This window comes from Indolivaga alginatilytica (assembly GCF_003201355.1).
Classification (GTDB): Bacteria; Bacteroidota; Bacteroidia; order Bacteroidales; family Dysgonomonadaceae; genus Dysgonomonas_A; species Dysgonomonas_A alginatilytica.
The window spans coordinates 109,352-127,545 of the sequence record NZ_QICL01000013.1 but is presented as its reverse complement, the minus strand read 5'-3'; the positions used below and the strand labels follow the sequence as shown (position 1 = coordinate 127,545).

Genomic DNA, 18,194 nt, shown 5'->3' with positions numbered 1-18,194 from the left:
ATGTCATTTTTGGGCAGACGGGTTACAAAGTCTGTGGGGATACCATAATTGGATAGGGATACGGCTACGTTGGCTTCGCCTCCTCCGAAGGTGGCATTTAGGTTATTGGATTGGATAAAGCGTTGATAGCCGGGCGCTGACAGGCGTAACATGATTTCTCCGAAGGTGACTACTTTTTTCATATCGTGGGATAGTTATATTATTTGTTATTTTATTTATAAGTTAATGTATACAGTCTTAAAACTGAAAGAAATTTTTGGCATTATAGTAAGATACATCTTCTACTAATTTTCCTAAGAATGGTAATTCAGAAGAAGGTAGTAAACCATGTTCTACATCATTACCTATCAGGTTACAAAGTATTCTTCTGAAATACTCATGTCTTGGATACGATAAGAAGCTACGTGAGTCGGTAAGCATACCTATAAAACGACTCAATAGTCCAAGATTGGATAATGAGTTCATTTGAGCTTCCATGCCTGTTTTTTGGTCTAAGAACCACCATCCTGAACCGAATTGAATTTTTCCGGCTACCGATCCATCTTGGAAATTTCCAATCATAGTTGCAATCAGATCGTTATCGCGCGGATTAAGATTGTATATAATGGTTTTGGCTAGTTTGTTGTCTGTATCTAGTTTGTTGAAGAATTTGGACATGTTTTTAGCAATAGTAAAATCTCCAATAGAGTCGAACCCGGTGTCTGCACCTAGTTGGTTAAACAGACGGGTATTGTTGTTGCGGATAGCTCCATAATGGAATTGTTGTGTCCATCCTTTTTCCCAGTCCATGATTGCTCCTTCAACTAGCATCGCAGATTTAAACTTGATGATTTCTGCTCCTGTAAGTTCTTTTCCTGAATATACTTTGTTGAAGATTGTATCTATTTCACTTTGAGTATAATCTTCTGCATAGAATTCTTCTATTCCATGATCAGATAATTTACACCCAACTGAAGCAAAGAAGTCATGGCGTTTGCGTAATGCTGTAATTAAATCAGTAAAGTTGCTGATTGTAACTCCTGATACTTCAGATAGTTTTTCTACATAAGCTCTGAAGTTCGCAGCCACTTCTACTGCCATTGCTTTATCGGGACGCCATGTTGGAAGTACTTTAACCGAAAAGCCTTCTTTTTTCAGTGCGATATGGTATTCTAAACTGTCGATCGGGTCGTCAGTGGTGCAAACAGCTTCTACATTGTAGTGTTTCATCAACCCACGAGCCGAAAATTCAGGAGTACGCAATTTAGCAGTACATATATCGTATATTTCTTTAGCAGTCTCAGGTTTCAATATCTTTTCTACACCGAAAGCTGTTTTTAATTCAAGGTGAGTCCAGTGATAGAGTGGGTTACGCATCGTATAGGGTACTGTTTCAGCCCATTTTTCGAATTTTTCCCAATCACTTGTATCTTTTCCTGTGCAAAAGCGTTCATCTATACCATTGGTACGCATAGCACGCCATTTGTAGTGGTCGCCAGCCAACCAGATTTCGCCTAGGTTATCAAATTTGTAGTCTTCTGCTATTAGCTTAGGGTCTAAGTGGCAGTGATAATCAATAATAGGTAAGCTTTTTGCATGTTCATGATACAACGCTTGTGCGGTTTCTGTTTCCAGTACAAAATTTTTGTCTAAAAAGTTTTTCATGATATTTAGTCCTTTTAAGTAGTTAAAAGTATTTAATGATATGTTTTCGAGTTATGGCAACTTATAGTTTATTTATTTGACGACAATATTTATTCGATTATTTAGTCGGTTTAATACTTCATCAATACATTTCATGAAATCAGCCTTAGTGACAACAGGCTCTGAATCTAGTTCCCATGTCGGCATAAAGTAATATTCAACAGAATTGTTCAGAGGAGTCAGAACAAGTACATGGTTCAGTTCATCTGACGTGATTTCTTTTATTTGTTTGGTTCTTGCAAAAACAGCTAATCCTTGCATGTCATTATTAAGACTTTGTTTTCCAAAGGTTGCGATATATGACCATTCACTGTTTTTATCGTTACTAATAATAAGCTCCGAATTTTTATCTTTGATGATTCCTGTAGCTATATTAGGAACGGCTTTGTCAACAAGTAACTCCATATGTGAGGCTCTGCTACCTGCATCAATAGAAATTAAAGAGGTCAGATTGCACTTTACTCCATTAGCATTCCACCCGTAATAAATTGTTTTTACTTGTGAACGAATTTTACCGTCTGCCGGTATATTGCAAGTCGTACTATCTTTAGTATCTACACGTACAGCTTTAGTTCCATCCCAACTGGCAATAGATCCTATACCTAGTGCTTTTCCTACTTTCATGTTGTCCATTCCCCAAGGAGCCATGTTATGATAGTTGTCAAAACCATCTACTCCTACAGCAGGAAGAACAATACCTGTAGTCTTTTTTGCGAATACATCAATTGCGTTGCGATTATCCAGATAAAAGCGAAAAGCTACTTTATCGCTTTCCCATCCCGGACCTTCGTATTTTATATAATATGAGTGGTCGGTGAAACTACCGGGAAGTGTGATTTTATTGGGTTTTACCCAAGAGTGTACGCCCACATACTTGTTGCCTTCAAATTCACCACCTATTTTATGCGACAATTCGGCATAAGTACGTTTTGGATATGAATCGCTCGAACCTCTTTGGATTTTGATAGTTTGTTTTTCTCCTGCGTTCAATTTACTAATAGGAAGAACCGCTAATTCTTTATTGTTTATATCAGTACATATCTCGATCGGAACGATACTGTTGTCAGGAAGAATTCCAATATAATTACCCATAGGGAGTTTTAAATCTGCTACGGGAACTTCCAACGTATAATCTACAAGGGGCTTCAAACCTTTATTTTCAATAATCAAATCTTTTGTCTGCGAGAATGCATTATTCACAGATAAGGCAGACGACAATAAGAGAGTAGTTATCACTACACTTTGATGAGAAAAACGAAAAATATTCATATTCGTAAGTTTATTCATGGTATGTTAAACTAAAGTATATCAGATCTAAAGTGTAAACTCTATAAGATGAGCAAAGGTAGAATAACTCAACTATAAGATAATGTCATTTTTGACCTTGTTCATGCATTTTTTGACCTGATTCAGATTTATTAAGGTTTTACCATCCTCTTATTACAAATATATAAATGAGCCTTTTGGTATATGGGGGATATTTTGACTTTGATTAATTATACCCCGTAGATTTAAGGCGTCAAAGTCTCTTGTTGCTCTGATAAACATAAATACAATGACTATTATAGTTGAATAATATCTCATTAAGTATTTATCTATACTCGGCTAAAGGGACGATGTTTTTCAGTGTAATAGAGAAATAATTTGACGAAAGTAAGAAAAATTACTTAAGTATAAGCGAATTGAGCCGTTTTACAAGTCTTTTTTTATATTCTTATATTCGCTCGGGGTCATATTGAATATTTTTTTGAAACATTGGGTGAAATATTTAGTGTCGGATATTCCGATCATAAAAGATACTTCTTTTATAGTATATTGTTGAGATTCTATCAGGCGTGCTGCATACTTAATTTTAATATCTCGAATAAATTCGACAGGGGCAAGGCCTGTAAGACTCTTTAGCTTTTTAAAGAAAACAGTGCGGCTCATAGCTAATTCGGCTACAAGGTTGTCTATAAAAAAATCGCTGTTATCTATATTTTTTTCAATAATCTCTTTAATTTTTTTGATGAACAACTCATCTTGTTGAGTGATTTGATGTTCGGTCTCTAATTTCTCTGAAGGTAAAGCAGAACTAGAGGTAGAAGACTGTTTTCCTATTGAATAAAATTCGTATAGCCTTTTACGTTGTTCTATTATATTATCGATTCTCGCTCTGAGGTATTTTACACTGAAAGGCTTTGTTATGTAGTCGTCTGCACCATAATCGAGTCCCGATAATTTACTCTCAATATCAGTTTTTGCTGTAAGTAATATAAAGGGGATATGACTGGTTTCTGCATTTTTTCTAATGTTTTGGAGTAATTCTACACCGTCTATTTCAGGCATCATGATATCACTGAGTATAAATTCGGGTAGATTGGTTATTGCGCTATCATAACCTTCTTTTCCGTTAGCGGCTTCCAGTATATCATAATGAGCCTCTAAGATAGTTTTTATAAACTGTCTCAGATCGGAGTCGTCTTCTACTATAAGTACCGTCTCTCTTTGTGGTGGTTGTTCGGTTAATTCAATTGTATGGTTACTGTTATTTTCTTCCGTATTTTTATCGGAAGAGATTGGTGCTTGCTCTTTCTCAACCTCATTATATACACAGATTATATTGTCCTCGTTTTCGAAGTGTTGTATGCCTGTCAAGAATTTAATTGTAAAACAAGTGCCTTTATCAACTTCACTCGAAACCGAAATACCAGCGTGATGTTTGTCTACCACTTCTTTTACAATGGATAAGCCGATACCCGTACTTGGTTTATTTTTATCAAGATTGAAGGAGGCAAAACGAGTAAACAGTTTATTGAGAATGTCTCTAGTCATTCCTCTGCCTTCATCTTTTACTTGAAGTAATACGGTGTTGTCTTTAGATACATCGGAAATAAGTATGTCGATGTTTTTACCAGCAGGAGTGTGTTTTAAAGCATTCGAAAGCAGATTGAACATGAGTTTTTCAATACTGTCTCTATCTACCCATATTTTGGTGTCACCGGCCTTGTTCTCTACATTTAGTTTTATCTTTTGTTCGGCTGCAGCTTCATAGAAATTATCGCAAATAGATACTATATAGGAACCTATGTTTGTTTGTTGGATGTTGAGCTTTTTCTTTTGTATCTTTCTGAAATCGAGAATCTGATTTACCATATCGAGCATCCTATTGGCATTTTTTAATACCAATTGAAGTTGGGTTTTCACTTCCGAAGGCGTCTTTTTGTCTTCAATGATATTTTCGACGGGAGATACAATCATAGTAAGGGGAGTGCGTATTTCGTGCGAAATATCGGTGAAAAAACGGGTCTTCATTTCCGTCTGTTCTTGCTCTAATTTTACTTTGTCTCTTAGACGGTAATAAAGAAAAATGGCTCGTAAAATGATAAAAAGAGCTGCTGTAAATAGAACAAAATATAGGAAATAAGCCCAGCCTGTTTGCCAGAAAGAAGGTGTAATCTTTATTTCTAAAACATGCTCATTGTCAGTCCATATTCCATCACTGTTAGTCGATTTTACCCGGAATGTGTATTCACCGGGCGACAAGTTTGTATAGTTGGCTATGCGTTGATCTTTTGTTATTATCCAATCTTCGTCAAAACCATCCAGTTTATATGCATACATAATTCGCTTAGGTTCAATATAATCTAAGGCAGCAAACTCTATACTTATAAAATTCTGTTTGTGGTTTAAAACCAGATGTTTAGCATCGTCGATGTTGATATCCAAAGGAGAATCCTCTCCTATGGATTGACTCTTGTTCGATATCTGTAAGTTTGTAAGTGCTACATAGGGTTTAAAGGTATTATCGTTGATCTTATCTGGGTTTATGGAGATAAAACCCTTTGAAAAGCCAAAATATATGATTCCTGATTTAGCCTCGCAGCGAGCTCCTTCCGAAAAATTTTGTCCTTCAATGAGTCGATTGATTTCACTATATGTTTCGAATGATGTTTTAACGGGATCAAATTTTGTCAGATTTCCTTCTGTTGTAATCCATAACTTACCTCTGTAGTCTTCGGTAATAGACAGAATAACATCGGAGGGTAATCCATTTTTAGCTGTGAAAGATACAAATTGCTCTGGAAAACCATTCTCATTTACTTTTATTATTTTATTAAGTCCACCCCCAAATGTAGCCAGATATGTCTCTCCTGTTTTAGTAGTACAAATGTCATATATATCGTTTCCACTTAGGCTATTATTATCGTTAGGTATTCTGCTGAATGATTTGTAATCAATAGAGCTAACCGATTCGAAATTAGGCGAAAACATAATAAGCCCGAAGGTTGTTCCGACGCATATGTTACCATATTTATCCGATGAGATTATTCGAATCTGATAGCCAAGCTGATTTGGGTAGTTTTTCAGATTGTTTTTATAATTTATAAATCGTCCCTCCTCATTGGGGTCAATCAGATTGAGCCCTCCTCCATATGTCCCGACCCATATTCGTTTCTTTACATCCTGAAAGATGCTATATATACTATTGTTACTAAGGCTGTAAAGGTCTGTCGGAGAGTTCTTGTATTGAGTTATTTTATATTGTTTAGAACCTTTTATGGGTGTTAGTTTGTATATGCCTTCGCCCTTAGTACCTACCCATAAGTTTTTTTGGTCGTCTTCGAGCATAGCATAGCATATGCCGTCAATAGGTTCTCCGTACTCGATTTTTCCATTTTCACACAAATAACCTATTTGTGTACGGGTTGAATCATAGACAAAGATTCTTCCTCCTTTAGCTGATACCCATAAATTTTGGTTGCTGTCCTCAAAAATACAGCGTACATCATTATTTATGGTCGAGTGTGTGTTTTTATCTACAATAGTCGATTTGAACACGTCGTTGTTGAAAATAATCTTTTCCAAACCATGAGATCGGGTACTCAACCAGAGATTCCCTTGCTTGTCAGAAAACCCTGCATGAAGCATGTCCGAAAATCGCCATGTTGGAGAAGACGGTTCGTTATAAAAAGGCACTAATGCTTCTTTTATAGGGTCATACAATGCAAATCCACCCCCTCGAGGATGTACCCAAATGCGATTCTCATTGTCTTCAAAGATGAAAAAATTGGGAGGAAAGACAATTGAACTGAAATTCTCAGTTTTTGTAGCCAGATGTTTTATTGTCTGAGTTTTAATGTCGAATCGTGATACTCCCTGATAGTTTAATTCGAACCATATATTATTTGATTTGTCTATATAGCATGATACTATATCATTGACAGGCATAGCCGGCAAATTCTTTGTCGTAAATTTTTTGAGATCTTCTTTTTTAGAATCGTATATGAAAAAGCCATCGCTATTTGTGGCTATTAAGATCTGATTGTTATCAATGTTTTCTAATTGTTTTATTCTTGAAGGGGAATGTGTTTCGAATAGACTGAATTGCCCGTCTTTTTTATTGTAAATCCATATTCGTCCGTCATCCGAGCCAAACCAAATTTGATTATTAAGCTCCATAGCTGAGTAGAAACTCTGCATGGGTCTGTTTTCGTTATATTCTTTTTCCGCAAAATGGCTGCTGATTATTTTGCCATCCTCCGAAACACTGTATAGCCCATTATCTGTTAGTAACCACGATGTTTTGTTTTTATCTTCATGAATACTATATACCTGATTGGCTTGTATGCTCTTATTCTGGATATTAAATAATTGAACCTCAAAGGCAGAACCCGTGATAGAAACGCATCCCATCCTTTCGGAGAGTAACCATACTTTGCCCGATGGCATGGGAAGAATTGATGTGGTTGTAAAATTGAAATCTTTGTATTTATCCAAAGACCTGATTCCCATAAATCGTTCAGTTTTAGGATCGAATCGATGTGCCTCTCTGTCGTAAGACAGTGTCCAAATATAACCATATTGATCTTCGTAGATGTAATCGATACGGTTACTTCTCATGTGATATGCATCCCCTGCCTGAATCTTATAGGTATAGAACTTATAGCCATCAAATTTGCTGAGCCCATCCCAAGTAGAAAACCACATAAAGCCTTTCTTATCCTGAAGAATATCCATAACGGTATGCTGAGGAAGTCCGTCATCTGCTCCATAATGTTCGAAATAACATTTTGGCTGAGAGAATAAGGCTATGTTGATCGTAAAAAAGAAGATCAACGAAAGAAAACGTAGGTTTATCATTTGATTGGTATAGACTATTCACAAATATAACTTTGTTTCTCGAAAAAGTGCGAGTAGCTCAGTTAATAAATCAATTTGACCCCGTTTGTAAGAATATTTGTCCCCCTATTTTGTTGACCTTTTTTGATGGATTCAAAAAAGTAGTTCTCTTATAATGTTGTGTAAAAGGCGATCTGACTGTCTATTTAGGCATTTTTATATTATGCGTGAAAGTGTTTCTTCTCAATTATTCTAATAGTCTATTCTTGTGCTTTTGTAGGTGGATATCAGATTTACTACCTGTTCTAGTCAAAATCTCCCCTGTGTTCGTAAATAATATAAATTAACATTGCAGTTGAATCGAACTACTTAACTGTTAATCTAAACTAAAGTGTTAACCTAATTAAACATATTTGAATAACCATGCAAAAAACAAGTATTAAAATTTTGGTTCTGGTTTGTACTCTGTTCTGTTTTCTATACGGGCAAAATCTATATGCTCAACAGAAGATGGTAAGCGGTACGGTAACAGATACCAAAGGAGAAGCATTAATTGGTGTTTCTGTTGCTGTAAAAGGCGTAAGCACAGGTACAATTACCGATCTTGACGGAAAGTACACTCTTTCTGTAGCTACGGGGGCAAAAACTCTTGTGGCCTCTTATATCGGGATGATATCAAAAGAAGTACCTATTGCAGGTGCAGTTGTTGATATAGTTATGGAAGATAATCACTCGGAACTGGATGAGGTTGTGGTTATCGGTTATGGAACAGTAAAGAAGAGAGATCTGACAGGATCTGTTGCTTCTATTTCCGAAAAATCATTGAAGGATTTACCTATTGCTTCGGCTGCTGAAGCTCTTACCGGTCGTTTGGCAGGGGTAAGTGTTGTAGCTACAGAAGGATCTCCCGATGCCGATATACGTATCCGTGTACGTGGTGGTACTTCTATCTCTCAAGATAACGCACCGCTGTATGTGGTTGACGGAATCATAGTAAATAGTATAACAGATATTCCTCCTTCCGACATTGCTTCAATAGATGTATTGAAGGATGCTGCTTCAACTGCTATTTACGGAGCACTGGGATCAAATGGTGTTATTCTTATCACAACAAAAAGTGGGCGTGAAGGAAAAATATCTGTCACATTCAATGCTTCTTACGGAGCAAAAAAGACTAGGGATTTTATTGAAGTTCTTAGCCCTTACGAGTACGTATACTATCAACATGAATTAGATCAGACGTCTTCTTTTCAGAAGCTGTATGGACGATTTCAAGATCTGGATATATACAAATCTGACCCCGGAATCGATTGGCAAGATAAGGTATTTGGCAATACAGGTACACAACAATATTATAATGTTGGTGTGTCAGGGGGGAGTAAAGCGGCTTTGTATAGCTTAAGTCTTACTCGTAACGATGAAGATTATATTATGATAAATTCAGGCTATAAGCGCGATAATGTAAACTTTAAAGTAAGCAGTCAGATAAAAGATAATCTGAGTATGAATTTTAATGTCCGTGTTACGAATGAGGTTATCACTGGACCTAGTGTCTCAGCAGGTTCAGGCTCTAATACAAAGTTACGTAATGCAGTAAAATATAGTCCAACCAGAGGACTCTACGGATTAGACTCTTCTAATAGTGATGACGATGATCAGGCGGGAATTAATAGTACATTGAATAATCCGGTTGACGATATTACTAATGAATATAAGAAAGTAAACAAATTCAATAATACCTATATAGCAGGTGTTAATTGGGATATTATAAAGAAGCTGAGATTCTCGAGTACCTTTAGTTATGCGTTTTTGAAAAATAATACGGATAATGTTTGGACAAGCGGAACGGGTGTCTCTAAAACGTATGCAGGACAGCCTGTAGCCAGAATAACAGATGATAAAGGTCATGATTGGCGTTTAATTAATACACTATCTTATAATTTCAATCTGAATAAAATCCATCAATTTGATGTTTTGGCAGGGCAGGAGCTTAGCGAAAGAGTGATGAATAGAAAATTAGTGGAGGCAAGATATTTCCCCGTAGATTTTTCGGCGAGAGAGGTATTGGCTGCGATGGGTAATGGTCAAGCCGAACCAATAATAACCAGCCTTGGAGAACCTCTAAGAATGTCTTCTTTCTTTGGTCGTGTTAACTACAACCTGAAGGATAAATATTTGATGACTTTTACTGCACGTCAAGACGGTACCAGTGTATTTGGTCCGGGTCTATATTGGGGATTCTTTCCCGGGGGAGCACTGGCGTGGAGAGCATCTGAAGAAGAGTTTCTTCGTACTCAAAATTCATGGTTAGATAATCTAAAAGTTAGATTGAGTTATGGTACTGTAGGTAATGCACGTGTCGATCCGCCTTGGAGACAAGAATATACTTCTTCAAGCTCTAGTGTTTTCTACCCAAATGAAAAGGCGACAAGTATATTAACCCCATCGGCTACTCTAAAGAGTAATAGATTGACTTGGGAGACTACTTACTCGAGCAACTTCGGTATTGATTTTGGAATATTAAAAAACAGAATATCAGGTTCGATCGATTTATACAACAATATTACTAGAAATCTGATTGTAAGGTCTCCAATCCCAACAACATCGGGATATGACGGACAATACCAAAATATCGGACAAACATCTAACAGAGGTCTTGAGTTTTCAATGAATGCTTATATCATAGATAATAAAGACTTTACTCTATCGGGAACATTCAATATTGCATTCAATAAAAACAAGGTTGATAAGTTCTCGAATGGTAATACTAAATCTAAATTATACGGTTCGGGCTGGAACGGTTCGGCAGAACCGGTGTATGATTATCTGGTTGAAGAAGGAAGTCCTCTTGGTCAAATGTATGGCTATGTTACTGACGGAATGTATAGTTTTGACGATTTTACATGGGATCAAAGCAAAAATGTATGGGTTATTAATGAAGGTGTTGCCGATAATAGTGCCTTAATTAGTAATGGCAGTTACTTTGGACCCGGAGCATTGAAGTTTAAGAAAATAGCTGATGACGGTACTGATAAAATAACAGAAAATGATAGAAAGGTTATAGGAAATGCTCTTCCTAAACATACGGGAGGTTTTGGATTTAATTCTACTTATAAAGGATTTGATGCTTCTGTATTCTTCAATTGGTCATACGGAAATGATATTTATAATGCTAATAAACTGGATAATACTTCATATTTATTAACTCGTAAAAATCAGAATTTATCATCGATTATGGCTTTTAAAAATCGTTTTACTACGATTGATCCTTCAACCGGAAATAATATTTATTCGGGAAAGAATGCCAATCCTGCTCTTTTACAGGAGCTTAATTCCGGTAAAACAATTTGGCATCCTATGATGACCACTACCACTCTTCATTCATGGGCAATTGAGGACGGGTCTTTCTTACGACTAAATAATTTGACAGTTGGTTATACATTACCCAAAAAGATGACTAAAAAATGGCTGATAGAATCACTGCGTATATATGCCACAGGTTATAATCTATATTGTTGGACAAACTATTCGGGGCCGGATCCTGAGGTTAGTACCCGATCTAGCAAAGAAAACCCATTTACTCCGGGTGTAGATTATTCGGCATACCCTAAAGCCAAGACTATTGTAGGTGGTATAAACATAACATTCTAAAAAATAAGTATAATGAGAAAACTAATATATATATACATAGCAGCTTTTTCGTTGGTGTTTTCATCTTGTAGCGATTTTCTGGAAACAAGCAGTGATTCGAAGATGACAGACGAAACGATATATACTTCTGTCTATTACACCGAATCTGCAGTGAAAGGTATTTATGACCGTATAGCTGATGCACAGATGTATGCACAACGTTTATCGATAAACTGGAGTACCAATAATGATATAGAATTTGTAGGTGCTGATGAGTCGAGTTACAATCAGAATACAAATAGGGGAGCTTCAAATTATTATGCGACCTCAGGAAATGCAACACTTATTTGGACGAGAATCTATCAAATGATCGAACGTTCTAATTTAGTGATTCAAGGCATCGAAAACAGCCCTTTGATGTTGGGAACAGATAAAGACCAAGCCGCAATGAAAACCTTGCTTGGAGAAGCCAAGACTTTGAGGGCTATGGGTTATTATGAACTGGTTAAACACTGGGGCGATGTTCCTTTTAAAACAGAACCAACCAAAAATGACTTATCGAATGTATATCTGCCTAAAACCGATAGAGATTCAATCTGTGAGTATTTAATAACCGAACTTTTGTCAATAGAGAAAGATGTCCCTTGGGTTGGAGAGAGTGCCGGTTCGGTATCTTATTCGACTGCAGAAAGAATCAGTAAAGGTTTCGTCAAAGGTTTGATTGCCCGTATAGCATTGACCAGAGGTGGCTACTCTTTGAGAGATAAACCCGGATATCCGACAGAAAGAAGATCAGATTATCTTGAATATTATAAGATAGCACGTACTCAGTGTCTGGAGATAATGAATGTAGGAAAATACAGACTGAAATCCAGCTATGTAGATATTTGGAAAGATGTGTGTGCATTGAAGGCTGATGGTCTTAATGGAGAGAACCTTTATGAAGTTGCACTGGGATTAAGCCAGAGTGGAGAAATAGGGTATAGTATTGGTGTGAGATTTTATACTAATACCAAATATGGATATGGTAATAACTCGAATGTTGTAAATACAAGTGCTTATTATTACTATTCTTTCGAACCGGAAGACCCTCGTAGAGATGCTACTATTACTACTATAGCATATAGTAATGCAAGTGGCGATCAGAAAGAGGTATTCCAAAGTAATCCCCTTTCGTACAACTTTGCAAAATGGGATCAACGCTGGATGGCTGAAAATACAAAATGGCTGGATCAGAATAAGGAAGCAAATGGAAAATGGGGATACGGTGTAAACTGGATCAATATGAGATATGCTGATGTTTTATTGATGTTCGCCGAAACAGAAAATGAGCTAAACGGACCTACGGACGCAGCCAAAAATGCTTTGAAAGAAGTACGTGCCCGAGCGTTTGCCGGAACCAAAAATGAGTCCAAGAATGTAGCGGATTATGTGAGCAATTTATCATCGAAAGAACAATTTTTTAATGCACTTATAAATGAGCGTGCATGGGAATTTGGAGGAGAAGCGATTCGCAAATTTGACCTTATTCGTTGGAATCTGTTAGAGAAAAAAATCTTAGAGCAGCGCAAAGCATTTCAAGATATGATTAGTGGTGCAGCTGTGGAGGTGTTTGATAAAAAGTATTCATCACTGCCTCAAAATTTATTCTATAAATACAAAGCCGATAAGGAAAATATCGATAAAGACAGTACAAGTTATTATGTGGTAAATGCGGAGTTAGAGGCTTTAGATGACAATCAATTGAAGGCTCGAGGATATACTAAGGTGAAGTGGATGTCGGGATTCTCGGAAGAGAATAAAAGAATCTATAACGAAAGAATCCAGCTATTTAGCTCAGGACTTTTCAAAGATTATAACGGTGTATGTGTTAACCGTTATTTATACCCTATTCATAGTAGTGTGATTGGAGATTACCAAGGAATTGTTACAAATTCTTATGGCTATTAACCCATTAAAAATAAACAGAATGAGAAAGAACTTTTTATTTAAATATATATTAAGCGGTCTGTTAATTTTAGGACTTGCAGTTTGTTTTACATCTTGCGAGGATGTGAATGATTGGGGAACAGATGACAGCTATAATAGGGTATTCAGTCCTGTAACTTTCGAAACATCCAGAATCGGAGCTACATCTGTCGATCTAGTATTCTCGAATGTGTCTAACGCGGGGGCGTATGTTATGGAATTTAGTAAAGACAGTTTAGAGTTCAAGACAATAACTAATACTATTGAAATACCGGCTGACAGTATTGTTCTCGATTCCACATTTGTTTCACAGTTATTCATGATTACAGTAAAAAAGCTTGATCCTGAGATCAGATACTCTGTTCGTATGAAAGTGACTTCGAATAAAAACTTGCCGGAGTCAAGATGGGTAGCTTTGACTTTTAAGACTCCCGGAGAGCAGATTCTCAATGCAGTAAGTGATATTACAGAAAGTTCGGCAACTATAACATGGGAAGCAGAATCGGAAGTAACTCATATTTTGTTATCAGGAGGAGGTTTTAATAAGAAAGAGATTAGATTATCAGCGTCAGAGATAGCTGAGAGTAGACTCGAATTAAAAGACCTGAAACAGAATACACTATATAGTATTGAAATTTATAACGGAGAGAAAAGGAAGGGAGTAAAAACATTTACTACTGCTCAAAAAATATCGGGTGATGGAAAGCAATATGTCCTAAAAGGAACTGAGAATATTGTTGAGTTCTTAAATACTATAAAAGATACTGAGGTCGTACTGGTAATCCCTACTACCGCAAAATTTGAGATAGGTGATGCTTGGACACTTCCTGCACATATCAAGTCTCTTACATTATGGGGACTAGCCGGAGAAGGACAAGCGTCCATTAACTTTAAAGAAATAAAGCTGGATAATTCGGTTTCAAACTTTAAAATCTGGATACATAACATGAAGGTTTCGGGAACTGATGCTGCGGCTGACTATGTATTAAATGATAATCCGACTACTGCAAGATCAATCTCTGAATTTAAGATGGATAATTGTATTATAGATTCATTTAGAGGAATTATCCGCATGCGTGCAGCATTAACAGTGGGACTGATTGATATAGACAACTGTATAATCAGCAATATTGGAAGTTATGGTCTTGTATCTATTGATGCGACTTCTGTATCGGTAGGAGATATTAGCTTGAAAAACAGTACTGTGTCTAAGTTGAATAATACAAATGTTATTACCTGTAAATCGAAACCTGCATTAGTAAGCATTAGTCACTGTACATTCTATGACGCACAGGCAAAAGATAAATATATTATAAACTTTGATGGTAAAGCTGCTAATATGGCAAGCCGGTTGGGTATAAACGATTGTTTATTTGCTGCTTCAGATGCTTCAATTTCTACACGTGCAACCAACCCCAAGTTAGAAGATACGTTTGTTTTTGATTCATACAAAACAACCGATTATACAGTTGCTTCGGGTTATCCGTTGACTGGCGTATCAGATTATAATAATACTTCTGCCAATTTATTTACTGATCCTTCAACTGGTAATTTCAAGATTAAGGATACTAGTATAGGTGGCGATAAACAACCGGGAGATCCTCGTTGGTGGTAAGTGAAATAAAGAGCTAATTATAAATTAAGATAGGGGAAGTAAGAATTGTAGCTGTAAAACAAATAGGTATAGTCTGTAATCTTACTTCCTTTATTAAAATAGAAAAAGAATGAACACATTTAAAAAGATTGTATTTATCCTGACTGTTTGTCTTCCGGTATCGGGTTTACTTAATGCCGGTGACAGATATACTTATTTGTATAAGGATTTACCCTTCGAAATGCCGATCTTGGATCGTCCTGTATTTCCAGCAAATAATTTGTCAATCACAGATTTCGGAGGAGTACCCGATGGTGCGACTTTAAATACTGAAGCTTTTGCGAAAGCGATAGACGCTTTATCTAAAAAAGGAGGAGGAACCCTTACTGTGCCTTCGGGTATTTGGTATACAGGTCCTATTGTTTTTCAGTCGAATATAAATCTGCATCTCGAAAAGGGAGCTTTAATACTATTTTCGTCGGACTTCAATTTGTATCCATTGGTACATACAGTATTCGAAGGGCTTGATACTCGTCGTTGCCAGTCTCCTATCTCTGGTCGTAATTTGAAGAATATTGCTATTACAGGTGAAGGTTCTATAAATGGTTCTGGTGATACTTGGAGACCTTTGAAGAAAAGTAAAGTGACTGATAGCCATTGGCAAAGAGTCGTGAAGTCGGGCGGAGTTGTTAAAGATGGTAATTATTGGTTTCCGACAAAAGGTTCTCTAAAAGGGAACGACATGAGTGACATGAATGTTCCTAAAGGCGATTTATCTGATGAAGAATGGGATTCAGTAAAAGACTTTTTGCGTCCGGTAATGGTTAGTTTTATCGAATGCGAAAATGTTTTACTCGAAGGAGTTCTTTTCGAAAATTCTCCGAGTTGGAATATACACCCATTGATGTGTAAGAATGTGATTGTAGATAATGTATTTGTTCGTAATCCGGGCTATTCTCAGAATGGAGATGGACTGGACTTAGAATCATGCACAAATTCTATTATAATAAATAGTACCTTCGATGTGGGTGACGATGCAATCTGTATCAAATCCGGAAAAGATGAGGATGGACGTCGTCGTGGATTACCTACCGAAAATGTAATTATTGATAACTGTAAAGTATTTCAAGGGCATGGCGGTTTTGTTGTAGGAAGCGAAATGTCGGGAGGTGTCCGTAATATATCGGTTTCGAACTGTCAGTTTTTAGGAACAGATGTTGGCTTAAGATTTAAGAGCCGTAGAGGAAGAGGAGGTGTTGTAGAGAATATTTACGTCAGCAATATAAACATGTTCGATATAGCTACCGAATCATTCCTGTTCGATCTGTATTATGGAGGCAAATCGGCATCCGAAGCATTAGAAGATGGAGACGAAACACCGGCAGATAATATTGTTTATGAAGTAGATGAGACTACCCCTGTATTCAGAAACATATATGTGAAGAATTTAACTTCAAGAAATGCAAGGCGTGCGATGTATTTCAATGGCTTGCCCGAGATGAATATAACAAATATTAATCTAGAGAATACAACTATAACTGCAACTTATGGAGGTGAGTTATCTGAATCGGATGGTATCACATTTAAGGATGTGAAGATAATAGCTAAAGAAGGACCTGCACTAATCTTGAATAATGTAAGAAACATGGATGCTACAGGATTGAGATATCCGAATTCATTGAAAGAAGTTGTGAAAATCACAGGTAAACTTACCGAGAATATAAAGTTGCCTAAGAGTCTTAAGCCAGAGAATATTACTAAAGAATAGATAATATAACTCTACAATCTTAAAACAAAGGATAATGAAAAAAATACTATTGTTTTTGTGTTGGATATTGCTTTGTTGTACCATTCAAGCCCAGACTCCGGCTTTTCCGGGGGCTGAAGGAGGAGGAATGTACACTACTGGAGGACGTGGAGGGAATGTTTATTATGTAAATACCTTACAAGACACAGTTGTCGGGAATAAAAACACGAGAGAAGGTAGCCTTCGCTGGTGTCTCAAAGGAGAAGAACCGAAGGTTATCTTGTTTAAGGTTGCAGGAGTGATTCATCTGAAATCGAAATTAAATATTCTATCGAATACAACCATTGCCGGGCAAAGTGCGCCCGGTGATGGTATTTGTATTGCTAATTATCCGGTAAAGATAACAGGCGATAATGTTATCATTCGCTTTATTCGCTTTAGAATGGGCGATTTATCTGGCGTTGAAGATGATGCTTTGTCAGGTAATAAGAATAAAAATATTATTATAGATCATTGCTCCTTAAGTTGGAGTACCGATGAGTGTGGGTCTTTTTATGATAACGAAAATTTCACCCTACAATGGTCTATCTTATCTGAAAGCCTGAGAGCGTCTGTTCACCGAAAAGGAAGCCATGGTTATGGCGGAATATGGGGTGGCCAAAAAGCATCTTTTCATCACAACCTATTGGCACACCATGATAGCCGCAATCCTCGGATGTGTGGAAGTCGTTATACTGCGACTCCCGAATTGGAACTGGTAGATTTCAGAAATAATGTAATCTACAACTGGGGGAGCAATAGCGGATATGCAGGGGAAGGAGGCAGATACAACTTTGTGAATAATTATTACAAGGCATCGGCAACATCTTCTCATCCTAACAGAATATTTTCACCCAATGCTGATGAAGGAGCCAATAAACAAGCTCAAGGTGTCTGGGGGCAATTTTACCTAGCCGGAAATTATATATATAATGATGAAGTGACAACCGAAAATAATATACTTGGCTTTCAACCAAATCCTTCAACTAAAAATAAAGAAGAACTTATATCGTTAGTACCATTTGAAGTATCTTCTGTTGAAACCGATGATGCTGAAACAGCTTTTACAAAAGTATTAGCAAAAAGCGGAGCCAGCTACAAAAGGGATAAAACGGATGCACGTATCATAACCGAAGTAAGAGATGGTTTGACTCCAGTGAGAGCTTCCCGTGATAGTAAAACTAGACCCGGAATGATTGATTCTCAAAACGATGTTGGTGGATGGGAAGTGTACAGCTTCAATTCTCAAGATGTAGTTTTAGACTCTAACGGAGACGGAATTCCCGATGGATGGTTAGAAGCCAACTATCCTAATAAAACAGCAGCTGAGCTTAATTCAGAAGGATATACCTATCTTGAAGTCTATCTGAATAGTTTAGTTGAAAATATAATGGAATAAGGCTAAGACATAAGACTTTATTATTCTGTAAT

At 36.8% G+C, this 18,194-nt stretch carries 9 protein-coding genes; 5 read left to right on the top strand and 4 right to left on the bottom strand.

The window, feature by feature from the left end; genetic code table 11:
- The 4 genes from CLV62_RS11480 to CLV62_RS11465 form a co-directional block, all read right to left on the bottom strand.
- On the bottom strand, positions 1-182 hold a 182-nt coding region (locus tag CLV62_RS11480), incomplete at its 3' end, for a PfkB family carbohydrate kinase (protein ID WP_245904081.1).
- A gap of 55 nt (positions 183-237) precedes the next feature.
- Complete coding sequence (gene uxaC / locus CLV62_RS11475; protein ID WP_110310922.1) at positions 238-1,644, bottom strand: glucuronate isomerase; 1,407 nt, start codon at positions 1,642-1,644, stop codon at positions 238-240.
- Positions 1,645-1,716: 72 nt separating this feature from the next.
- On the bottom strand, positions 1,717-2,970 hold the full coding sequence (locus CLV62_RS11470) for a DUF4861 family protein (RefSeq protein WP_110310921.1): 1,254 nt from the start codon (positions 2,968-2,970) through the stop codon (positions 1,717-1,719).
- 405 nt (positions 2,971-3,375) lie between these two features.
- Positions 3,376-7,806 carry a hybrid sensor histidine kinase/response regulator transcription factor gene (locus tag CLV62_RS11465; protein ID WP_110310920.1) on the bottom strand — a complete coding sequence of 1,477 codons (4,431 nt, stop codon included), beginning with the start codon at positions 7,804-7,806 and terminating at the stop codon, positions 3,376-3,378.
- A gap of 402 nt (positions 7,807-8,208) precedes the next feature.
- Here CLV62_RS11465 and CLV62_RS11460 point away from each other — a divergent pair, with 402 nt between their 5' ends.
- The 5 genes from CLV62_RS11460 to CLV62_RS11440 all read left to right on the top strand — a co-directional run bounded on the left by CLV62_RS11460 (position 8,209) and on the right by CLV62_RS11440 (position 18,162).
- Positions 8,209-11,436 (top strand): SusC/RagA family TonB-linked outer membrane protein, encoded by a 3,228-nt coding sequence (locus CLV62_RS11460; RefSeq protein WP_110310919.1) that lies wholly within the window; start codon positions 8,209-8,211, stop codon positions 11,434-11,436.
- A gap of 12 nt (positions 11,437-11,448) precedes the next feature.
- Positions 11,449-13,365 carry a RagB/SusD family nutrient uptake outer membrane protein gene (locus CLV62_RS11455; RefSeq protein ID WP_110310918.1) on the top strand — a complete coding sequence of 639 codons (1,917 nt, stop codon included), beginning with the start codon at positions 11,449-11,451 and terminating at the stop codon, positions 13,363-13,365.
- Between the two features lie 19 nt (positions 13,366-13,384).
- Positions 13,385-14,998, top strand: coding sequence for a DUF5123 domain-containing protein (locus tag CLV62_RS11450; RefSeq protein ID WP_170120049.1), 1,614 nt, complete (start codon positions 13,385-13,387; stop codon positions 14,996-14,998).
- A gap of 109 nt (positions 14,999-15,107) precedes the next feature.
- Complete coding sequence (locus CLV62_RS11445; protein ID WP_110310916.1) at positions 15,108-16,745, top strand: glycoside hydrolase family 28 protein; 1,638 nt, start codon at positions 15,108-15,110, stop codon at positions 16,743-16,745.
- 34 nt (positions 16,746-16,779) lie between these two features.
- Positions 16,780-18,162 carry a pectate lyase family protein gene (locus CLV62_RS11440; RefSeq protein WP_110310915.1) on the top strand — a complete coding sequence of 461 codons (1,383 nt, stop codon included), beginning with the start codon at positions 16,780-16,782 and terminating at the stop codon, positions 18,160-18,162.
- The last annotated feature ends 32 nt before the right edge of the window (positions 18,163-18,194 follow it).